A 20,053-nucleotide genomic window follows, 5' to 3' on the forward strand; every position below is an offset into this window, starting at 1 on the left:
TAGCTCTTGACCAATGTCAAGCAGCCGTCCTACGGTCGAGCCATGCCCACTCCCCTGCCGGCCCGCCCCCGGCTCATCACCTTCGACACCTACGGCACCCTCATCGACTGGGACGGCGCCCTCCGCGCCCACCTGCGCGCGCTGTTCGCCGACCGGGCGCGGGACGTGGACGTCGCCGCCTTCTACCGCCGCTGGTACTACGGCTACGCCCTGCCCGCCGTCCACGGCCGCTTCCTGCCCTACCGCGAGCTGCTCGCGACCACCATGGCCGAGGCCCTGGACGCGGAGGCCCGGATCACCGCCGACCCCGCGGAACTGGCCGCCCTCGGCGACGTGATGGCCGAAGCCGACCCCTTCGCCGACAGCGCCGAGATCCTGCGACTGCTGGGCACGCACGCACCGCTGGCCACGATCTCCAACAGCCAGCGCGACATCATCGACGTCAGCGTGCGCAAGCTGGGCGACCCGTTCACGTACGTCTTCACCGGCGAGGCGGTCGGCGCGTACAAGCCGCACCGGGCGCTCTTCGAACTGGTCCTCGGCCGGGCGGGCGTGGAGCCGCACGAGGCCGTGCACGTGGCGCAGTCGCAGTACGTCGACCTGCCGCGCTCCGTGCCCATGGGCATCCCGACCGTGTGGATCAACCGCCAGGGCCAGGAGCTGCGCCCCACCACCCCCGCGCCCACGGCCCAACTGCCCGACCTGCGCGGGCTGCCGCAACTGCTCGGCCTGGCGGAGGCGGCGCGGTGAGCGGGGAGCCCGAAGCCCCGCGGAGGAACCGGAAGCCCGCCTACGGCCGCGCCGCCGCCGTCCGCCGCCTCCACCTGCCCGAGCGCGCCGAGCGCCTGGGCCTGTCCGTCCGCGAGGCCGACCGCTTCGTCGCCGCCGGGGTGACCGACGACGTGCTGGACACCACGCACTTCGACACCGTCCGCTTCCCGCCGCCGCCCTGGGCCGCCGGGACCTTCGCGGCCGCCGCGGCCGACGGCGCCCACGCCTACACCCCGTACCGCGGCGCCGCGGCCGTCCGGCGGCCGGTGGCACAGGAGCTGGGCCGCCGGCTGGGCACCCCCGTCGACCCGGACCGCGAACTCCTCCTCACCCCCGGCTCGCAGGCCGGGCTCTTCGCCACCCTCGCCGCGCTCGTCTCCCCCGGCGACACGGTGGCCCTCGTCGACCCCGACTACCTGTTCGGCGAGCGCATCCTGCGCCTCCTCGGCGCGCACGTCCACCACGTCCCGCTGATCGGGCGGCAGGCCGCCGGCGGCCCCGACGACGGCCCGCACGACGGCCTCGTACCCGACCTGGACGAGCTGGCCACGGCGCTGCGCGGCGGCGCCTCCGTCGTGCTGTTCTCGCACCCCAACAACCCGACCGGCGCCGTCTGTCCGCCCGGCGTCCTCGCCGGGATCGCCGCGCTCGTCCGCGAGCACGACGCCTTCGCCGTCGTCGACGAGCTGTACGCCCGGCTCGTCTACGACGCCCCGCTCCCCCGCCTCGTCGCCGAGCCCGGCATGCGCGGGCGCTGCGCCACGGTCACGGGACCGTCCAAGACCGAGTCCCTGTCGGGCTACCGCGTCGGCGTCGTCGTCGCGCCGGGCGACGTGGTGGACGGCGCGGAGGACGTCATCGCCGCGATGTCCCTGCGGGCGCCCGCGTACGCGCAGCACCTGCTGACGCGGTGGCTGCGCGACGACGAGGACTTCGTCCGGGACCGGCTGGCCGACCTGCGCGCCCTGCGCGAGCAGACGGCGGCGTGGCTGGCGGACGTCGCGGACCTCGGGCTACGGGCCCGCGGCGGCCCCCGGCCGCCGGGAACCGCGTACCTCTTCGTCGACGCCTCCGCGCTCGGCGTGCCGGACCACGTCCTCGCCGACCGGCTCGTGCGCGAGGCGGGCGTCCTGGTCAGCCCCGGCTACCAGTTCGGGCCGCGCGGCATCGGCTCCTTCCGCGTCTGCTACGCCCGCGACGAGGCGGTGTGGACCGCGGCCCTCGGCCGGATGACCACGGCGCTGCGCGCGCTCGCGCGCTGACCGCGCCGTTTCGTTACCGCCCACCGCACTCCGGAGGTCCCGCCATGTCTTCCCGCACCCGCACCCGGCAACTCATCGACCACCTCGACGTCTTCGCCTACGACCGCCTCCCCGCCCCCGTCGTCCGCCAGGCGAAGAACGCGCTCTACGACTGCCTCGGCGCCCTCATGGCCGCCACCTCCCGCCGCTACCCGGTGATGGGGCTGCTGGAGAAGACCGCCGCCGAGGCCGGCCCCGGCACCTCCCGCCTCTTCGGCTCCGCGCTGCGCACCGACGCCGCCACCGCCGCCCTCGCCAACGGCACCCTCGCCTACTACTGCGACATCGAGAGCCACCACCCCTCCGCCAACGTCCACGCCATCGCCGTCGTCGCCCCCGCCGCCCTCGCCGTGGCGGAGCGACAGCGCGCCTCCGGGCCCGACGTGCTGGCCGCCACGGTCGCCGGCATCGACGTCGCCGCCCGTGTCAGCTACGCCCTCGGCCCCGCCGTCCAGTACGCGCGGGGCTTCCACCCGACGACGGTCGCGGGCACGTTCGGCAGCGCGGTCGCCGCGGGGCTGCTGCTGGGCCTGGACGAGGAGCGGTTCGCTGCCGCGCTGGGGCTGGCGGGCACGAGCGCGTCCGGGCTGCTGTCGTGGGTGGACGACCCCACGGAGCAGTCCCGCCCCCTCAACATCGGCCTCGCCGCCCAGGCCGGGGTGCAGGCCGCCACGCTCACGGCGATCGGGCTGCGCGGTCCCGCGGACGTCTTCGGCGGCAAGTACCCCTTCGGGCAGGCGTTCACGGGCCAGTGGGACCAGGAGGCGCTGCTCGCCGGGATCGGCGAGCGGTTCGCGGTCGGCGAGCTGTTCTTCAAGCGCAACTCCTGCTGCGTGTTCATCCCGGCCGCCCTCGACGGGCTGCTCGACATCATGCGCACCCACGACCTGCGCCCGGACGACATCGACCGCATCGCCGTCCGCGCCCCCCGCTCGTCGTACCACGTGGTGGACGCCAACCCGCTGCGCTCCCACTGCATGCAGTACGTTCTGGCGGTCGCCGCCCACCGCGGTCACGTCGGCTTCGCCGACATCATGACCGACCTCCGGACGACCGACCCCGCCGTCGCCGCGCTCAGCGCGCGTATCACGGTCACGGGGGACGCGGGCCTGGACGAACACGCGGGCGCGCTGCGGCAGTCGGTGGCGTCGGTCACCGAGGTGACCGCGCGCTCGGGCCGGACGTACGTACGCGACGTCGAACACCCGCTGGGCGCGGCCGAGAACCCGCTGTCCGAGGCGGACCTGGAGCGCAAGTTCACGGCGCTGACGGCGGACGTGCTGGGTGAGGAGCGGGCACGGGAGATCAAGGCGGCGGTGGACGGGCTGGACGGGGCCGCGGACGTCACCGCGCTGACGTCGCTGCTGGAGCCGGACCCGGTGGGGGCGCGGGGCTGAGCGGGGGACGGGCGCAGGAGCGGGGTGCAGGCGGGCCCGGCGGCGGTTGTCAGTCGCGTCCGATACCGTCGCCGGACGGCCGAGGGCGGCCGCGTACGTGAAGGGGGAAAGCCGTGACACTTCCCGACGACCTGGCCGGGATGGCGCGCAGCGTGCTCGACGCGAACCGCTACCTCACCCTGGGCACCGCCGGGCCCGACGGACGGCCGCGGGTCTCGCCGGTGTTCTTCACGCACGCCGGCTACCGCACCTTCTACTGGGTCTCCTCACCCCACGCGCGGCACTCCGCCAACATCGCCGCGCGGCCCGGCGTCGAGTTCGTCGTCTACGACTCCACCGCGGCGATCGGCGCGGGGCGCGCGGTCTACGTCGGCGCGACGGCGCAGGAGGTGCCTGCGGCGCAGCTCGCGGCGGCGTGCGAGGAGGCGTTCGCGGGCCCCGTCGCCGCCGGGGCGACGCGGTTCCGCCCGGCGGACGTCAGCGGCGACGCCGGACTGCGGCTGTACCGGGCCCGGGCGACGAGCTTCGAGGTCCACGTCCCGGGCCGCGACCCCGTCCACGGCACGGGCATCGACACCCGCCGCGAGATACGGATCTGAGGCCGGCCGGGGCGCTTCTTCCGGATCTTGGTCCGGGCGGACTTCGCACCCGGCTGCCCGCTATATGTCGGCGAGAGGGATGCCCGTCCGCCTTCGACCGCGAGGCATGCACGGGGCGCAATACTGTCGAGCGGTGCATCAACGTGCCATTCGCCAGCCTCCGTCCTCCACTTTCCAGCCGGTGGCTTCGGGCCTGACCGGAGGGAGCGCCCGGGGATCCAGGGTTCCGTCGCAAAGCTCTGCCGGGAACTGGACCATTCCGCCCTCGTAGTGCCACCAGGGGCTGTTGCGGGAGCAGATGGTGACCGGCCACGGCTCGGGATCGTCCCCGAGCACGCTCCAGAAGAAGCAGTCGCCCTCCTTCGACTCTTCCCCAGGACATCAGGTGCGTCGAGGCACTCTCGACGACGTCATCCGCGACGGCGCCACCGTGCTGCTGCGGCCACCGACTCGACGTCCCGCCACGCTCTTCCCCGCCGCAGAACAGGCCGGCCCGCCCACCCCGATCACCTGTCCGCGCTGCTGAACGAGATCGGAGTCCCGGCCACCTTCCCGTGTTTTGCCGCCGTCAAGGGACTAGACCACGTCGACCCCTCTCGCTAGGGTGCTCGAAAATGCAAGAAACAAGACTTCTACAAGCATGATCGCGCACCCGCCTGTCAATCAATTGGGGAGATCCCATGCAGTTGCGGAAGCCGAAGAGACGTTCGTTGTTGTCCCCGCGCGCTAAGCCCTGTCTGCTGGTCGCGGCGGTTCTGACAGCCCTGGTCGGGCTGGCGGGCGCGCCGTCGGCCGGTGCCGAGCAGGACTCGTCCACCCAGCTTGGCGGCAGTGCGCTGATCCCTCGCCCTGCGGTCGTTCAACAGGATGCCGGTGAAGAGCCGTTCGTTCTTCGTTCCTCCCTCCAGATCGTCGCCCGCGGCAAGGCCGCCGGCGTCGGGGAGCAGCTCGCGGAGCAGTTGCGCCGCGCGACCGGGTTCCGGGTGCCGGTGCGCGACCAGGGCGCCGGCATCCGTATCACGGTGAACCCAGCGGCCGAGTACACCGTCAAGGGCGCCGCCCCCACCCCCGAGTCTTACGTCCTGGACGTGGACAGCAAAGGCGTCACCGTCACCGCCCGCACCGCGCACGGCGCGTTCAACGGCGTGCAGAGTCTGCGTCAGCTCCTGCCGGCGTGGGCCGGTTCGCCGCGGCCGGTCGTCACCGACTGGCGCGTGCCCGCCACGCATATCGAGGACGCACCGCGCTTCTCCTACCGCGGTGTCATGCTCGACGTGGCCCGGTCGTTCCAGGAGGTCGAGGAGGTCAAGGACTACATCGACACCCTGTCCCGGCTGAAGATGAACGTGCTGCACCTGCACCTCGCCGACGACCAGGGCTGGCGGATCGAGATCACCAACGAGGGCAGGGCACCGGGTGATCCGATCGACTACCGCGATCTGCACCGGGAGTCGGGCAAGACCGCGATGAACCGTGAGGGCTACCGCAAGGAGCTCGGCCGTAGCGGCTACTACACGCAGGAGCAGTACCGTGACATCGTCGCCTACGCCGAGGAGCGGTTCGTCACCGTCGTCCCCGAGGTGGACGTCCCCGGTCACACCAATGCCGCCCTGCACGCGATCCCGCAGTTGAACACGGACCGTTCGCTCCCGGCGCGCGACCCCGACACCGGGGTGGTGGACTGGAACGGGACCGGCAGCGTGGGGTACTCCGCGCTGGACGAGCAGCACGATCTCTCGTACACCTTCGTCAAGCATGTCTTCCGGCAGCTCGCCGAGATGACCGGGGGCCCGTACGTGCACCTCGGCGGCGACGAGTCCCATGCCATGGGGCACGAGCGCTACGTCGACTTCATCTCCCGCGCCGTCCCCGACATCAAGGAAGCGACCGGCGCCGAGACGGTGGGCTGGTCGGAGTACGCCGAGGCCGGGCTGTCCCAGGGGGAGGGGTTCTGGGACGGATCGGTCGTGCAGTACTGGGTCGGCAGCGGCGACTGGGTGCGCGACTTCATCTCCAAGGGCGGCAAGGCCGTGGTCTCCGCCGCGGGCGGTGCGTACCTGGACCAGAAGTACACCGCCGAAACCCCGATCGGCCTGTCGTGGGCCTGCAGCGGCACCTGTGACTTCCAGCGCTACTACGACTGGGACCCGACGACGACGGTCAGTGGCGGTATCCCCGAGTCGGGTGTGCTGGGAGTCGAGGGCGCGCTGTGGTCGGAGACGGTGCGCGGCAGCGACCAGGCGGCCTTCCTCACCCTGCCGCGAGCGGCCGCGATCCTGGAGACCGGGTGGACCCCCGCGGACCAGAAGGACATCGCCGACTTCGGTGAACGTCTCGCCCGGCTCGGCCCGCACCTCACCGTGGCCGGCGCCGATTTCTACGAGAGCCCCGGTGCCCGGTGGGCCGCCACCGTCGCCGGTACGGACGCGACCGCGCCGCAGGGCGTCACGACCCGCGTCGAGCTGGGTCAGGTCGCCGCGCCCGGGACCAAGGTCTCCGAGGACGGCACGAAGATCGTTCCGGACACCGTGTCGAGCGACGGTGACCCCGCTTCCGCCAGCGCCCTGACGGAGCCTTTGACCGCTACGGCGATCTGCGGAAACCGGGTGCTGCCGGTGACGTTCAGCCAGAGCCGGCCACGCGATTCCCTGCACGCCGCCGGCGTCTACACCGCGGGTGTGCGGGCGGCCTTCGACGGGGACACAACGTGCACGCTGAAGACATCGGCGGGCGACGAGGTGTTCGTCCGGGTCAGGCAGGCCGACGCCCCGGACGACGAGGAGCGCACCGCCTCCGCTCCTGCGATCTCGGTCCCGTCCGAGGTGAAGGCCGGTACCTGGGTCCCGCTGAAGCTGACCGGCTTCGCGCCCGGCTACGTCGACATCCGCATCGACGGCACGACGCTCTACACCGTGCGCGCCGACACGGCCGGTCGGTTCGACCGTCATGGCGTCATACCGGCTGCGACCGTCCACGGTGAGCAGACGATCAGCGCCGTCCAGGGCGAACGGTCGGCGCACGAAACCGTCTCGGTGTCCTCCTCGGTGCGACCGCTGCCGGATCTCATCGACCAGTCCACGCTGGGCGTGCATGACGTCGACAGCGAGGAGACCATCGGCGAGAACGGCGCCGCGGTCAACGCGATCGACGGAAACCTCGACACCATCTGGCACACCGAGTGGTACAACACGACCTCGGCCTTCCCTCACCACATCACTGTGGACCTGGGCAAGCAGTACGACGTCACCGGCCTGCAGTACACGCAGCGGCAGAACGGCTTCAACGGCCGGATCAAGGACTACCGGATCGAGGTGAGCGCCGACGGCACCACCTGGTCACAGGTGGCGACCGGCTCCTTCACCACTGCACTCACGCCGCAGAACGTGGAGTTCAGCGGCACGGGCGGCCGGTACGTACGCCTGACGGGCACCGACTCCCAGGCGGGAAACGCCTTCGCCGGCGCAGCGGAAATCAACATCGGAGGCCGCCCCGTGTGATTCCGGCCCTCCGGAGGTGACACGTGCTCCGATGCCAGGCGCTTCGAGCCCTGGCATCGGAGCACGACAAAGCCGGACGCCGCCCAGTCGACGTGCCGGGACCGTGCTCAGGCCAGGGCGACATAGCAGTACGCGAACGCGCCGCCGAGTGGACCGCCCGGATCAGAGCCGCATTCGCCCGGAGTGCCCCTCGATACCGGCGGGCCCCACGCCAGTCGGCAACGCTCGTGATCAATACACCCAGGTGGCCCGCGGGGCGCCGCCCAGGGCGGCGGTGAGCGCGGCGAGGTGCCCGTCGACGGGCCCCAGGGTCAGCAGCCCGGTCCCGGCACCGGCGATCTCGCCCGCCGCGGGGGCGAGCCGGTCGCGGGCGCGCGCCATCGTCTCGCGGTCGCCGAGTTCGACGGCGGCCCGCGCGACGAGGCACCAGGCGGCCTCCTGCATCAGGTCCCGCGGCGGCTCACCCGCGGCCCGCAGCGCCGTCGCCGCCTCGGCCCGCCGCCCCTCGCCCAGCAGGAGGAGGGGCCGTACCCACGGCTCGTACGGCCCCCAGTCGGCGTCGCCGCCGGCGGACGGGGCGAGCCCGCACCGTAGCCGCAGACAGAGCAGCGCCAACGGCAGCAGCCCTCGCTCCAGGCCGGGCATCCCGGCCCCGTCGAGGAGCACGGCGGCAGCCCGGTAGGCGGCCCCGGCCTCGGCGGGCGCATGCGCGTACCGGGGCGGGGTGCCGGTCTCGGCCAGGCGGAGGGCCGCGTACCAGTGGGTGAACACCGCGACCAGCGGCAGTTCGTGGCGTTCGGCGAGCCGGTCCGCCGCGGCGGCGTGCGCGTCGGCGCCGGGGAAGTCCGCCAGCGCGGCGCGGGCCTGGAGCCGGATGAGGTGGCCCAGCACCTCGTACGTCACGAGGCCGTGCCGGGCCGCGAGTTCGACCAGCTCGGCGCCGGTCCCGTCCCGTACCGCGGCCAGACCGGTGCGCTCGAAGGTCTGCATGAACACGCCGTTGAGCGCGAAGGCCAGCAGCGCCGGATCGTCCAGGCCGCGGGCCAGCCGCTCCGCCTCCCGGGCGGCCTGCGGCCCGCGCGCGGAGCGGGTGCCGCGGGACTCGACGGCGACGGTGGCCAGCAGCCGGGCCCGTACCGCGGCGTGCTCGGCGGGCGGCAGCGCGGCGAGGGCGCGTTCGGCCGCGGCCACGACACGCGCCGCCTGCTCCGGGTCGTCGACGCGGGTCCAGACGGCGGGCACGTCGTACGCGCCGATGACCCGGGCGGTCAGCTCCGGGTCGCCCGACTCCTCGGCCGCCTCGACGGCCGCCACCCGGTGCCGCCGGGCGGCCTGCAGCCCGCCGCCCCCGGTGACGGCGAGGCTGCGCAGCAGCCCCACGGTCGACTCCAGCCGCGCCCGCGCCCCGCCGCCGACAGCCCGGTCGTACGCGGCCGCCGCCTCGGTCCACACCCGCCGTGCCTCCTCGCCCTCACCGCCGCCGGCCGCCGCGCCGTCCGGCCCGGCACCGGTCCGCTCGCCGAGCACGCTCCCGCCACGACCGGAACCGCCGCCCTCGTCCGACTCACCACCACCGCCACCGCGGCCGGCACCGGGCGCCGCCGCATCCGCCGTTCCGGCCGGACCACCGCCGTCCCCGCCCGCGGCCCGCCCTTCCAGGTGGTCCGCCTGCGCCAGGATGTCCGCCTCCAGCCGCCGCAGTGCCGGGCCCGGGTCCACGCCCAACTGCTCGCCCAGCATCGTGCGCGCCCGGCGCAGCACGGCGAGCGCGTCGGCCTGGCGGCCCGCGCGGTACAGGGCCCGGGCCAGCAGGCGCCAGGCGTCCTCGCGCCAGGGGTGCTCGGCCACGTGGGCGTCCAGGTCCGCCGCGGTCTCGGCGGCGAGGCCCAGGGACAACCGGGCCTCCGCGTGCAACTCGACCGCGTGCAGCCGCAGTTCCGCGAGACGGGAGCGCTCGGTGCGGGCCCACGGCAGGTTGGCGAACTCCGCGTATGCGGGGCCGCGCCACCAGCCCAGCGCCTGGTCAAGCCGCGCCGCCGCGGCCCCCGGCGGCAGGTCCCTCGCCCCGGCCACCGCGCTCTCGAAGCGCCAGGCGTCGACGGCGTCCGGTTCGGCGCGCAGCGCGTACCCCGGGCCCTGTGTGATCAGCAGCCGCGCGGGCGCACGCGGCGGGCGGTCGGGTTCGAGGGCGCGGCGCAGTGCGGCGACGAAGGTGCGTACCGCGCCCACGGCGTCCGCGGGCGGGTCGGTCCACAGGTCCTCGACCAGCAGGCCGACCGGGACGACGCGGCGCCGGGCGACGATCAGGCGGGCGAGGACGGCCCGGTGCCGCGGCCCCTTCAGCGCGATCGCGCCGCCCTCCGGGCCTCCGGCTCCCTCCCCGTCGCCGTCCCAGGCCGTGACCGGCCCCAGTACGCCGAAAAGGACCCGCACCGCCGACCACCTCTCCCGACGCCGGCCCCGCCCGGGGCCCGCCGGGCGCCACCGTACAGCGCGCTCATCCGCTGCTCATCCGCGCCGCGCACGCTGGGGACAACGATCGGCTACGAAGGGAATCCCCCGATGTCACCCCGCATCCCCGGCTTCGACTACCGGCGTGTCCCCGTCGCCGACGGCGTCGCCCTCAGCGCCGCCGTCGGCGGCAACCCCGACGGCAGCCCCGTCGTGCTGCTGCACGGCTTCCCGCAGACCCACCTCATGTGGCGGCACGTCGCCGCCCGGCTCGCCGCCGACCACACCGTGATCTGCCCCGACCTGCGCGGCTACGGCGCCAGCGACAAGCCGGCGGAGGCGGCCGGCGGGCCCGGCGGCGGCGCGTACGCGAAGCGCACGATGGCCGACGACATCATCGCGCTCGCCCGCGCGCTGGGGTACGAGCGCTTCGCGCTCGCGGGGCACGACCGCGGCGCGCTGGTGGCGTTCCGCGCGGGGCTCGACCACCCCGGCGCGGTCACCCACCTGGCGTGCCTGGACGTACTGCCGACGCTCGACATGTGGGACGTGATGCACGGGGTGTCGGCGGCGGTCGGCTTCCACCTGTACCTCATGGCGCAACCGCCCGGCCTGCCCGAGGAGATGATCGCCGCCGCCCCGGACGCGTTCTTCGGTCACTTCCTCGACATCTGGTCCGGCGGCGCGGACGCGATACCCGACGACGTACGCGCCGCGTACCTGGCGGCGTCCCGCACCGCGGTGCCGTCGATCGTGGCGGACTACCGCGCCTCCGCGGGCATCGACGTCGCGCACGACACCGCCGACCGCGACGCGGGCAACCGGCTGCGCATGCCCGTCGCCGTCCTGCAGCAGGACTGGGGTGCCGCGCTCGGCTTCGACGCCGCCGCGCGGTGGCGCGCCTGGGCCCCCGACCTGCGGCACGCCACCGTGACCTGCGGGCACTTCATGGCCGAGGAGGCGCCGGACGAGGTCGCCGCGGCGCTGCGCGACCTCCTCGCCCGTACGCCCGCGGCTACGACAGCGTGAGCCCGTAGGCCGCCAGGATCTCCTTGACCGGCTGGTAGTACGTCACGCCGCCGCTGGTGCAGTTGCCGCTGCTGCCGACGATGATGCCGACCGCCCGGCCGCCGGAGAACGCCGGTCCGCCGGTGTCGCCGGGCTCCGAGCAGATGGTGGAGCGGAACAGGCCGGAGACGACCCCGCCGGGGAAGTTCACGGTGAGGTTGACCGCCTGCACCGTGCCGCAGCGGTAGCCGCCGACCCGGCCGTAGTGGCACAGCGACATCCCCGGCGACGGGTCGACGGCGCCGGTGATGTCCACCGGCGCACCGCCGCTGCCCTTGACCTCGCCGGGGTACGACACGGAGGTGTTGGTGTAGCGGACCAGGCCGTAGTCGTTGCTGGGAAAGCTCGACCCCGCGGTCACGCCGACACCGACGCGGCCGCTCTCCGTGTCGACGGCCCAACTGCCGCCGCCGTTCGCGCAGTGGCCGGCGATGATGCCGTACGAGGCGCCGCCGCTCACCGCGTTGAAGCCCAGCGTGCAGGCGTACGAGGCCCCGTACAGCGCGTCGCCGCCGCGCACCGCGGTCGCCGCGGCGGGGTGCGCCGAGGCGGACTGCGCCGAGGCGGGCGGGGCGAGCACGGTCAGCAGCGCGCCGAGGACGGCGAGCACGGCGGCGGTGGCGATGGTGCGTAACGGCGAAGCGGTACGGCGTCGGCTCACGGGTCCCTGCCTTCCGGGCGGCGGCGGTCTCGACCGCATTGTGCTCGCGGCACGGGGAACCAGGAAGGGGGCGTGTCGGGAGCGGCCGGGAAGCACCGGGTCTCAGCGGCCCGGCAGCAGGCCGCTCTCCAGGGCGACGACCACCGCGCGCGTCCGGTCGCTGACGTCGAGCTTGGCGAAGATGCGCAGCAGGTGGGTCTTCACGGTGGCCTCGCCGATGAAGAGGCGCTTGCCGATCTCGGCGTTCGACAGCCCCTCGGCCACGCCGGCCAGGACGTCGGACTCGCGCGGCGTGAGCGTCACCGGGGCCGGGCTGCGCATCTTCGCGACCAGGCGCTGGGCCACGCGGGGCGCGAGGACCGTCTCCCCGCGGGAGGCGGCGTGGATGGCGTCGACCAACTGGGGGCGGGTGGCGTCCTTGAGCAGATACCCGGTGGCACCGGCCTCGACCGCGCGCTCGATCTCGTTGTCCGTGTCGTACGTGGTGAGGATCAGCACCCGGGTACGCCCCGCCGCGACGATCGCGGCGGTGGCGCCGACGCCGTCGAGCTGCGGCATCCGCAGGTCGAGCAGGGCGACGTCCGGGTCGAGGCGGGCGACGAGCGCGACGGCCTCGCGGCCGTCGCCGGCCTCGCCGACGACCTCGATGCTGGGCTCGGCGGCGAGCAGCGCCACGAGACCGGCGCGCATCACGGTGTGGTCGTCGGCCAGGACGACGCGAAGCGGCGCGGCGTGCGGGGGTGTCGTCGTCATGTCAGAACTCTCCGTCCGTGGCGCTTCCGATCGCCTGCGTGCCGCCCGCGGCGGTCCCGGCGGCGGGAACGGTGACGAGTATGCGGGTTCCGTCACCGGGCGAGCTGGTCACGGTCAGCTCGCCGCCGAACTCGGCGAGCCGCCGGCGCATCCCGTCCAGCCCGAAGCCCCCGGCCGGCACGGCGCCGTCCGGCCCGGGGCCCTTGCGGCCGTCACCGCCGGCAGAGCCCCGCCCCGCCGCGGCCGGCACGAACCCCTTCCCGTCGTCGGTGATCTCCAGTTCGATGCCCTCCGGGCCCGCCGCCAGCACCACCCCGACCGTCGACGCCTCCGCGTGCTTGCGCACGTTGGCCAGCGACTCCTGCGTACAGCGCAGCAGCGCGATCCGGGCCGGCTGGTCGCAGTCGACGTCCGGCAGTTCGGCCTCGACGACGAGCCCGGTGTCCTCGGCGAAGCGGTCCAGGGTGCGCCGCAGCGTGGAGGCGACGGAACCGGCGGCGACACCGCTGCGCGGGGCGGCACCGACCAGGACGCGCGCCTCGGCGAGGTTCTCGCGGGCGGTGCGTTCGATGGACTGCAACTGCTGCGCGCTCTTGGCGGGCTCGGCGGCCAGCCCGGCGCGCGCCGCCTCGGCGAGTACGACGATCGAGGCGAAGCCCTGCGCGAGGGTGTCGTGGATCTCCCGGGCGATACGCTCCCGCTCCTCGGCGGCGCCCTGCCGCTTCTGCGCCTCCACGAGCCGCTGTTCGGCGTCGGCCAGCCGGCTGCGCAACCGGGCGCGCTCGTCGCGCACCGCCAGCGCCCGGGGCGTCAGCAGCGCGATCACGACGCTGACGGCGTAGACGGCGACGGACGAGAGGGCGTTGGTGGCGAGGCTGTCGACGCCCCAGCCGTCGCGCAGCGAGCCGCCGAGGGTGATCGCGACGGCGCCGAGGCCGCTGCAGACGACGGCGGCGCGCATGCTGTCCACGAAGATCACGAACTGGGACAGCGTCACCGTGTAGAGCACGCCGAACCCGTCGCGGAGCCACGACAGCACACCCAGGACGAGGATCAGCAGGACCAGGTAGCCGTACGCGAGCCGCACCGGGTTCCCGGGGCGGCTGCGCACGACGGCGTAGCCGAGGGCGAGCAGGGCCACGAGCGCGAGCGATCCGTACCGGTCCCCCGCCGGGACGTCTCCCAGGATCGTGACCAGGGTCAGCAGACCGATGATCGCCCAGGAGAAGACGTCCCAGCCGTGGAGCATCCAGATCCAGAGGGGGTCCCCGCGCCGTGGTGGAGGAAGCATGCCGGTCAGGCTACGTTCTCGAACGTACGTGCCGTCGGCTCGGTCGCGGCGGGCCGGCGCGGCGTCCGCCACCAGGCCCGCTCGCCGAGGAGCAGCAGAGTCGCGGGCAGCACCATCAACCGGATCACCACCGCGTCGAGCAGCACGGCGAGCGCCAGGCAGAAGCCCATCTGCTTCATCTCGGTCAGATGCAGCGCGACGAACCCGGCGAACACGGTGACCATCACGACCGCCGCGCTGGTCACGACCTTCGCCGACGCGCCGATGCCCGCGATCACCGCCTCCCGCGCCGGCATCCCGGCGTCCCGGGCCTCCTTGATCCGGCTGACCACGAACACCTGGTAGTCCATCGACAGCCCGAAGAGGATCACGAAGAGGAACAGCGGCACCCGGGAGGCGATCGCGCCCATCGAGTCGAAGTCGAGCAGGCCCTCGGCCCACGTGCCCTGGAAGACGACGACGAGCGCGCCGAGCGCGGCGGCGGCGGAGAGCAGGTTCAGTGCGACGCCGACCAGCCCGATCACCACCGAGCGGAACGCGATCACCGTCATCACGAAGGTGAGCAGCAGCAGGGCCCCGATGACCAGCGGCAGCTTGTCGCGCTCGTCCTCGACGTAGTCGACGCCGCGGGCGACGTCCCCGCTGACGGCGGTCTCGACGCCGGCCAGCCGCCCGGCGGTGGCGGGCAGGTGGTCGTCGCGCAGGTGCCGCAGCGAGTCCTTCGCGGGCCGGGAGTTGGCGAAGTGCGGTACGGAGAGCACGAGCACGCTGGTCCGGCCGTCCGGTGAGGTACGTACCGCGGGCTCGGCGTCCCGGACGAACAGCGGGTCGGCCGCCGCCCGCCGGCCCAGCTCGGCCAGCGCTCGCCGTACCTCGGGGGCGCGCTCCGCCGCGGCCCGGGCGACGACCTCGTGCTGCACCTTCAGCTCGGGGAAGGCGGCGGTCAGCCGGTCGTACGTCTGCATGGCCGGGATGTCGCGGGAGAAGGTGTCCTTGCCGGGGTCCACGAGCTTCATGCCGAGCGCGGGCACGGCGAGCGCGACCATGGCCAGCACGGAGACGACCAGGGTGGCGACGGGACGCCGCTGCGCGGGCCGCAGCAGCGCGGCGAAGATCCTGCCGTGCTCGGGGCGTTGCCGGCGCTGCCGCCGGGCGGTCCCGCGGGCCTCGCGGCGTGCGGCCCTCCGCTCGGTGCGGCGGCCGATCGTCACGAGCAGCGCGGGCAGTGCCGTCAGCGAGCTGACGACGGCGACGGCCACGACGAGGATCGTGCCCGTGGCGAGGGAGGAGAAGATGACGTCGGTGGCGAGGTAGAGGGTGGCGGTGGAGACGATGACGGCGAGGCCGGAGACGACGATGGCGCGCCCCGCCGTCGACGCCGCCAGTTCGACGAGGGCCGCGGACGACAGCGTGCCCTCGGCGCGGGCGCGTTCCTCGCGCTCGCGCTTGAGGTAGAAGAGCGTGTAGTCGACGCCGACGGCGAGGCCGATGAGCAGGATCAGGTTGGTGCCGACGCCCGGGTCGGGCAGCAGGTGGGAGGCCAGCATCGACAGGCCGAGCGCCGCGGCGATCGACGTCAGCGCCAGCAGCAGCGGCACGCCGGCCATGACGACGGACCCGAAGACGACGAGCAGCGTGACGAGCGTGACGGGCAGCGAGATGCGTTCGGAGAGCGCCAGGTCCTCGGCGCGCTGGTCGTTGACGCCCTGGCTGATCGCGGGCGAGCCGGTCTCCTCGACGACGACGCCGGGGTGCGCCGCGGCCGCCTTCCCGGTCTGCTCCAGCAGGGGCCCGACGTTCTTCTTCCCGTCCAGCTCGGCCCCCTTCAGTACGACCGGCACCCGCAGCGCGTCGCCGTTCGCGGAGCGTACGGGCGCGGCGACGGACGCCACTTCGGGCAGCCGCTCCATCCGGTCGGTGATGTCCCGGGCGGCGGCGCGGGCGGCGGCGGGGTCGAGGGACCGGCCGGACTCGGCGCGGATGAGGACGTGTTCGGTGGGCTTGCGCTCCAGGCCGCCCTCGGTCGCCAACTGCTCGGCGCGGCCGGCCTCGCCGACCCGGAAGTCCTCGGTGGTGGCGGGGTTGCCGCCGACGGAGATGCCGGCGCCCAGGCAGAGGACGACGAAGGCGAACCAGCCGACGATCGCGCGCCATGGGTGCCGGGCGCTCCAGCGGGCCGTGCGCACAGGGAGATTTCTCATGCCGGAAATGCTCGCGACCGCGGCCCTGTTCCCGACAGCCGCGACCGGTGGAACCGGGGGTCCACCGGTCGGTGGACCCTGCCGGGCGCTCCGGTGCGTACGGGCCGGGCTGCCGGCTCGTACGCACCGGGCCCCGGGCCCCGTCGCTCAGTCCGCGGGCCGCCCGTCCTGCGGTCCCGGTCCCTCACCCCCGCCGTCACCGTCGCTACGGTCCCGGCCCCCGGCCCGGCCGCCCCGCAGCCGCCTCGCGAGCCCGCGGATCTGCAGCTCGAACTCCCCGTCGTAGTGCTGGTGTCCGGCCCGTACCGCCGTCTCGACCGCCTGTTCGCCCTCTTCGCCGATGAGGATCAGCTCGTCGTGCCGCAGATCGCGCATCAGCGCCACGCACAGCACGATCATCACCAGCGTGAACGGCACCGCGACGAGGATCGTGAGGTTCTTCAGGCCGGTCAGCGCGGCGTCCCCGCCGCCCCCGACCAGCAGCATGACGGCGGCGACGGCGCCGGTCAGCACACCCCAGACCACGACCACCACGCGCGTCGGCTCCAGCGTCCCCTTCTGCGACAGCGCACCCATCACGATCGACGCGGCGTCCGCGCCGGAGACGAAGAAGATGCCGACGAGGACCATCACCAGCAGCGTCGTGACGCCGGCGATCGGGTACGCGTTGAGCACCGCGAACAACTGCCCCTCCTGCGTCGACTCCTCGGTGATGCCCGCCCCGCGGGCCTCCTGCTGCATCGCGGTGCCGCCGAGGATGCAGAACCACAGGAGGCTGACGACGCTGGGCACGAGGATCACGCCGCCGACGAACTGCCTGATGGTCCGCCCCCGGCTGATGCGCGCGATGAACATGCCGACGAACGGCGTCCACGAGATCCACCACGCCCAGTAGAAGACCGTCCAGCCCGACAGCCAGCCGGCCACGTCCGAGCCGCCGCTGGCCTCCGTACGCGCCATCATCTGCGGCAGATCGGCGAAGAACGAGCCGATCGAGGTCGGAATGAGGTCGAGGATCAGGATCGTCGGCCCCGCGATGAAGACGAACACGGCGAGCGCCGCGGCGAGCACCATGTTGATGTTCGACAGCCACTGGATGCCCCGCTCGATGCCGGAGACCGCGGAGGCGACGAACGCGGCGGTGAGCACGCCGATGACGAGGATCAGCAGCCCCTCGCCGACCTCCTCCGATGTCCAGCCGACCTCCCTGACGCCGCTGCCGATCTGCAGCGCGCCGAGCCCGAGCGAGGCGGCGGAGCCGAAGAGGGTGGCGAAGATGGCGAGGATGTCGATGACCTTGCCGACGCCGCCGTTGGCGTGCCGCGGGCCGATGAGCGGGGTGAAGACGGCGCTGATGGTCTGCCGGCGGTTGCGGCGGAAGACGCTGTACGCCATGGCGAGGCCGACGGCGGCGTAGATGGACCAGGGGTGCAGCGTCCAGTGGAAGAGGGTGGTCGCCATCGCGACCTCCATCCGCGAGGCGGCACCGGCGCTGGCGGAGACGGTGTCCGGCGGCGGGGTGGCGAAGTGCGCAAGGGGCTCGTTCACGCCGTAGAACATCAGGCCGATGCCCATGCCGGCGCTGAACATCATCGCCACCCACGACACGGTGCGGAACTCCGGCGGCTCGCCCTCCCGGCCCAGGGTGATGCGGCCGTAGCGGCTGAAGGCCAGCCACAGCGCGAAGATCACGAAGCCGGAGGCGGCGAGCACGAAGGCCCATCCGCCGTAGTGCATCGTGTCGTTGAGCAGAGAGGTGGAGACGTCCTTGAGGGAGTCCGTCGCCACCGCGCCCCAGATGACGAACGCCAGCGTCAGCGCGGCGGCGACCCCGAAGACCACCGCGTCGGTACGCGGTGCGCGCCCCGGTGCGCCGCCGCCTTCCGCGGGCGTCTCCACCCGTTCGTCGAGCACGTGCGGTCACCTTCTCCCTACGCTCCGTGTGCAGAACCCACTCACCATAGGGGAGAGCGGCGGGAGCGCCGGGGACCGGCGGCTCAGCGCGCGGCTGCGGCGGCGGCCATGGCGGCGCCGACGATGCCCGCGTTGTTCTGCAACTCGGCGGGGACGACGGCGGCGCGGATGCCGGTGATGTCGTCGAGGAACTTGTCCGCCTTGCGGCTCACGCCGCCGCCGATGACGAACAGCTCGGGCGTGAAGAGCATCTCCAGATGGGCGAGATAGCGCTGCACCCGGTGGGCCCAGTGCTTCCAGCTCAGGTCCTTGTCCTCGCGCTCCTTGGCGGAGGCGCGCTTCTCCGCCTCGTGGCCGTGCAGTTCCAGGTGGCCCAGCTCGGTGTTGGGGACGAGCCGGCCGCCGGTGAAGACGGCGCTGCCGATGCCGGTGCCGAAGGTCAGCACGATGACGGTGCCGGTGCGGCCGCGGGCGGCGCCGAAGGTCAGCTCGGCGATGCCGGCGGCGTCGGCGTCGTTGACGAGGTGGACGGGGCGGCCGAGGCGGTCGCCGAGGAGGGCGGCGGCGTCGACGTCGACCCAGCTCTTGTCGACGTTGGCGGCGGTACGGACGACGCCGTCGGTGACGACTCCGGGGAAGGTGACGCCGACCGGCCCGTCGTGCCCGGCGAAGTGCTCGACGACCGCGGCGACGCCCTCGGCGACGGCGTCGGGGTCCGCGGGATGCGGGGTGAGCACCTTGTGCCGCTCCTCGGCGAGGGTGCCCGTGTCCAGGTCGGCCGGGGCGCCCTTGATGCCCGAGCCGCCGATGTCGACTCCCATGATGTTCATAGCCACAGACGATACGGCGGTGGGGGCCCGGAGCCGGTCAGGACGGTCGGCGGGATCGTACGAACCGGGGCGGGCGGCGGCGCGGGCCGGCCCGTCCGCGTACGACCGGGTGCACTGCGCACGACGGCGGGTGGCCGCGTACACCACCTGTCCGATAACCGGTTTTGCGCGACCGGATGGGTTCTTGACGCGGCCTCAACCGCTCCGCCAGCCTCATGTGCACGACAATCCCCCACCGTTGGGAGCACCCATGCCCCTCCGTCGTACACGTCCCAGGTCGCGGCCGGCCGCCGCGCTCCTCGCCGGCGGGCTGCTGACCGCGCTGCTCGTGCCGGCCGCGGTCGCCGCGGAACCCTCGGCGCAGCAGGCGGCCGGCACCGCAACCGCCGCGCCCGCGGCACGCGTCGCGCCCCAGCAGGCGCCGGACATACCCGTGGCGAACGTCAAGGCGCACCTGTCCCAGTTCCAGTCCATCGCCGCCGCCAACGGCGGCAACCGCGCCCACGGCCGCCCCGGCTACCGGGCCTCGCTCGACTACGTGAAGGGGAAGCTGGACGCCGCCGGATTCACCACCAGGATCCAGCAGTTCAGCGCCGGCGGCGGCACCGGCTACAACCTCATCGCCGACTGGCCGGGCGGCGACGCGAACCAGGTCCTCATGGCCGGCGCGCACCTCGACTCGGTCTCCTCGGGCCCCGGCATCAACGACAACGGCACCGGCTCCGCCGCCGTCCTGGAGACCGCGCTGGCCGTCGCCAGGTCCGGCTTCCAGCCGCGCGAGCACCTGCGCTTCGCCTGGTGGGGCGCGGAGGAACTGGGCCTGGTCGGCTCGCGGTACTACGTCGGCAACCTGCCGGCCGCCGACCGCGCCAAGCTCTCCGGCTACCTGAACTTCGACATGATCGGCTCGCCCAACCCCGGGTACTTCGTCTACGACGACGACCCGCAGATCGAGACGGTCTTCAAGAACTACTACGCCGGCCTCGGCGTCCCCACCGAGATCGAGACCGAGGGCGACGGCCGGTCGGACCACGCGGCGTTCAAGAGCGCGGGCGTGCCGGTCGGCGGGCTGTTCACCGGCGCGAGCCGGACGAAGTCGGCGGCGCAGGCGGCGAAGTGGGGCGGCACGGCCGGCCAGGCCTTCGACCGGTGCTACCACAGCTCCTGCGACACCACGTCGAACGTGAACGACACCGCGCTCAACCGCAACAGCGATGCGCTCGCACACGCGGTATGGACACTGGCCGAGTAACGCCTCCGTACGCTGCCCGCTCCGCTGCGGCGGACACGCTCCCCGGCGGCGGGGCGGGCACCGGCGC

14 protein-coding genes and 1 pseudogene are annotated in these 20,053 nt (G+C 73.7%); 8 read left to right on the forward strand and 7 right to left on the reverse strand.

Annotated features, from left to right (window positions below):
- The first annotated feature begins 42 nt into the window (after nucleotides 1–42).
- From ABGA99_RS07955 to ABGA99_RS07980, 6 genes are all read left to right on the forward strand, one after another.
- Nucleotides 43–750 (forward strand): HAD-IA family hydrolase, encoded by a 708-nt coding sequence (locus tag ABGA99_RS07955; protein ID WP_347576600.1) that lies wholly within the window; start codon nucleotides 43–45, stop codon nucleotides 748–750.
- A complete protein-coding gene (locus ABGA99_RS07960) occupies nucleotides 747–2,033 on the forward strand; it encodes an aminotransferase class I/II-fold pyridoxal phosphate-dependent enzyme (RefSeq protein ID WP_347576601.1) in 1,287 nt (428 codons plus the stop codon). Before ABGA99_RS07955 ends, ABGA99_RS07960 begins: the two co-directional genes overlap by 4 nt.
- A gap of 44 nt (nucleotides 2,034–2,077) precedes the next feature.
- On the forward strand, nucleotides 2,078–3,469 hold the full coding sequence (locus ABGA99_RS07965; protein ID WP_347576602.1) for an MmgE/PrpD family protein: 1,392 nt from the start codon (nucleotides 2,078–2,080) through the stop codon (nucleotides 3,467–3,469).
- 113 nt (nucleotides 3,470–3,582) lie between these two features.
- On the forward strand, nucleotides 3,583–4,068 hold the full coding sequence (locus tag ABGA99_RS07970; protein WP_347576603.1) for a pyridoxamine 5'-phosphate oxidase family protein: 486 nt from the start codon (nucleotides 3,583–3,585) through the stop codon (nucleotides 4,066–4,068).
- A gap of 385 nt (nucleotides 4,069–4,453) precedes the next feature.
- Nucleotides 4,454–4,594, forward strand: coding sequence for a hypothetical protein (locus ABGA99_RS07975; protein ID WP_347576604.1), 141 nt, complete (start codon nucleotides 4,454–4,456; stop codon nucleotides 4,592–4,594).
- Between the two features lie 187 nt (nucleotides 4,595–4,781).
- Nucleotides 4,782–7,565, forward strand: a complete 2,784-nt coding sequence (locus tag ABGA99_RS07980) for a family 20 glycosylhydrolase (RefSeq protein WP_347582399.1) — start codon at nucleotides 4,782–4,784, stop codon at nucleotides 7,563–7,565.
- Between the two features lie 231 nt (nucleotides 7,566–7,796).
- Here ABGA99_RS07980 and ABGA99_RS07985 read toward each other — a convergent pair whose 3' ends face one another.
- Nucleotides 7,797–9,998 (reverse strand): BTAD domain-containing putative transcriptional regulator, encoded by a 2,202-nt coding sequence (locus ABGA99_RS07985; protein WP_347576606.1) that lies wholly within the window; start codon nucleotides 9,996–9,998, stop codon nucleotides 7,797–7,799.
- A gap of 129 nt (nucleotides 9,999–10,127) precedes the next feature.
- Between ABGA99_RS07985 and ABGA99_RS07990 the strand changes: the two genes are divergently transcribed.
- Nucleotides 10,128–11,045, forward strand: coding sequence for an alpha/beta hydrolase (locus ABGA99_RS07990; RefSeq protein ID WP_347576607.1), 918 nt, complete (start codon nucleotides 10,128–10,130; stop codon nucleotides 11,043–11,045).
- Here ABGA99_RS07990 and ABGA99_RS07995 read toward each other — a convergent pair.
- The 6 genes from ABGA99_RS07995 to ppgK form a co-directional block, all read right to left on the reverse strand.
- Nucleotides 11,032–11,745, reverse strand: a complete 714-nt coding sequence (locus tag ABGA99_RS07995; protein ID WP_347576608.1) for a S1 family peptidase — start codon at nucleotides 11,743–11,745, stop codon at nucleotides 11,032–11,034. The genes ABGA99_RS07990 and ABGA99_RS07995 overlap by 14 nt on opposite strands.
- Nucleotides 11,746–11,847: 102 nt before the next feature.
- Nucleotides 11,848–12,498 (reverse strand): response regulator transcription factor, encoded by a 651-nt coding sequence (locus ABGA99_RS08000; protein ID WP_347576609.1) that lies wholly within the window; start codon nucleotides 12,496–12,498, stop codon nucleotides 11,848–11,850.
- Between the two features lies 1 nt (nucleotide 12,499).
- Nucleotides 12,500–13,789: a sensor histidine kinase gene (locus ABGA99_RS08005; protein ID WP_347576610.1), complete on the reverse strand. Its 1,290-nt coding sequence runs from the start codon at nucleotides 13,787–13,789 to the stop codon at nucleotides 12,500–12,502.
- A 5-nt stretch (nucleotides 13,790–13,794) separates the two neighbouring features.
- Nucleotides 13,795–15,990 carry an MMPL family transporter gene (locus tag ABGA99_RS08010; RefSeq protein ID WP_347582400.1) on the reverse strand — a complete coding sequence of 732 codons (2,196 nt, stop codon included), beginning with the start codon at nucleotides 15,988–15,990 and terminating at the stop codon, nucleotides 13,795–13,797.
- 147 nt (nucleotides 15,991–16,137) lie between these two features.
- Entirely contained in the window at nucleotides 16,138–17,904 is a 1,767-nt protein-coding gene (locus tag ABGA99_RS08015; RefSeq protein WP_347576612.1) for a BCCT family transporter, read from the reverse strand.
- Between the two features lie 83 nt (nucleotides 17,905–17,987).
- Nucleotides 17,988–18,734 carry a polyphosphate--glucose phosphotransferase gene (gene ppgK / locus ABGA99_RS08020; RefSeq protein ID WP_347576613.1) on the reverse strand — a complete coding sequence of 249 codons (747 nt, stop codon included), beginning with the start codon at nucleotides 18,732–18,734 and terminating at the stop codon, nucleotides 17,988–17,990.
- 310 nt (nucleotides 18,735–19,044) lie between these two features.
- Between ppgK and ABGA99_RS08025 the strand changes: the two are divergent.
- Nucleotides 19,045–19,977 (forward strand): annotated as a pseudogene (locus ABGA99_RS08025) (M28 family metallopeptidase); the annotation flags it as partial.
- Nucleotides 19,978–20,053 lie beyond the last annotated feature (76 nt).

The organism is Streptomyces sp. B5E4, from assembly GCF_039871555.1.
GTDB lineage: Bacteria > Actinomycetota > Actinomycetes > Streptomycetales > Streptomycetaceae > Streptomyces.

Excerpts from the sequence above, each read along its gene's own strand:
- ABGA99_RS07955 (WP_347576600.1), top strand. The coding sequence starts at position 43 with ATGCCCACTCCCCTGCCGGCCCGCCCCCGGCTCATCACCTTCGACACC.
- ABGA99_RS07965 (WP_347576602.1), top strand. The coding sequence starts at position 2,078 with ATGTCTTCCCGCACCCGCACCCGGCAACTCATCGACCACCTCGACGTC.
- ABGA99_RS07990 (WP_347576607.1), top strand. The coding sequence starts at position 10,128 with ATGTCACCCCGCATCCCCGGCTTCGACTACCGGCGTGTCCCCGTCGCC.
- ABGA99_RS08000 (WP_347576609.1), bottom strand. The coding sequence starts at position 12,498 with ATGACGACGACACCCCCGCACGCCGCGCCGCTTCGCGTCGTCCTGGCC.
- ABGA99_RS08005 (WP_347576610.1), bottom strand. The coding sequence starts at position 13,789 with ATGCTTCCTCCACCACGGCGCGGGGACCCCCTCTGGATCTGGATGCTC.
- ABGA99_RS08010 (WP_347582400.1), bottom strand. The coding sequence starts at position 15,990 with ATGAGAAATCTCCCTGTGCGCACGGCCCGCTGGAGCGCCCGGCACCCA.
- ppgK (WP_347576613.1), bottom strand. The coding sequence starts at position 18,734 with ATGAACATCATGGGAGTCGACATCGGCGGCTCGGGCATCAAGGGCGCC.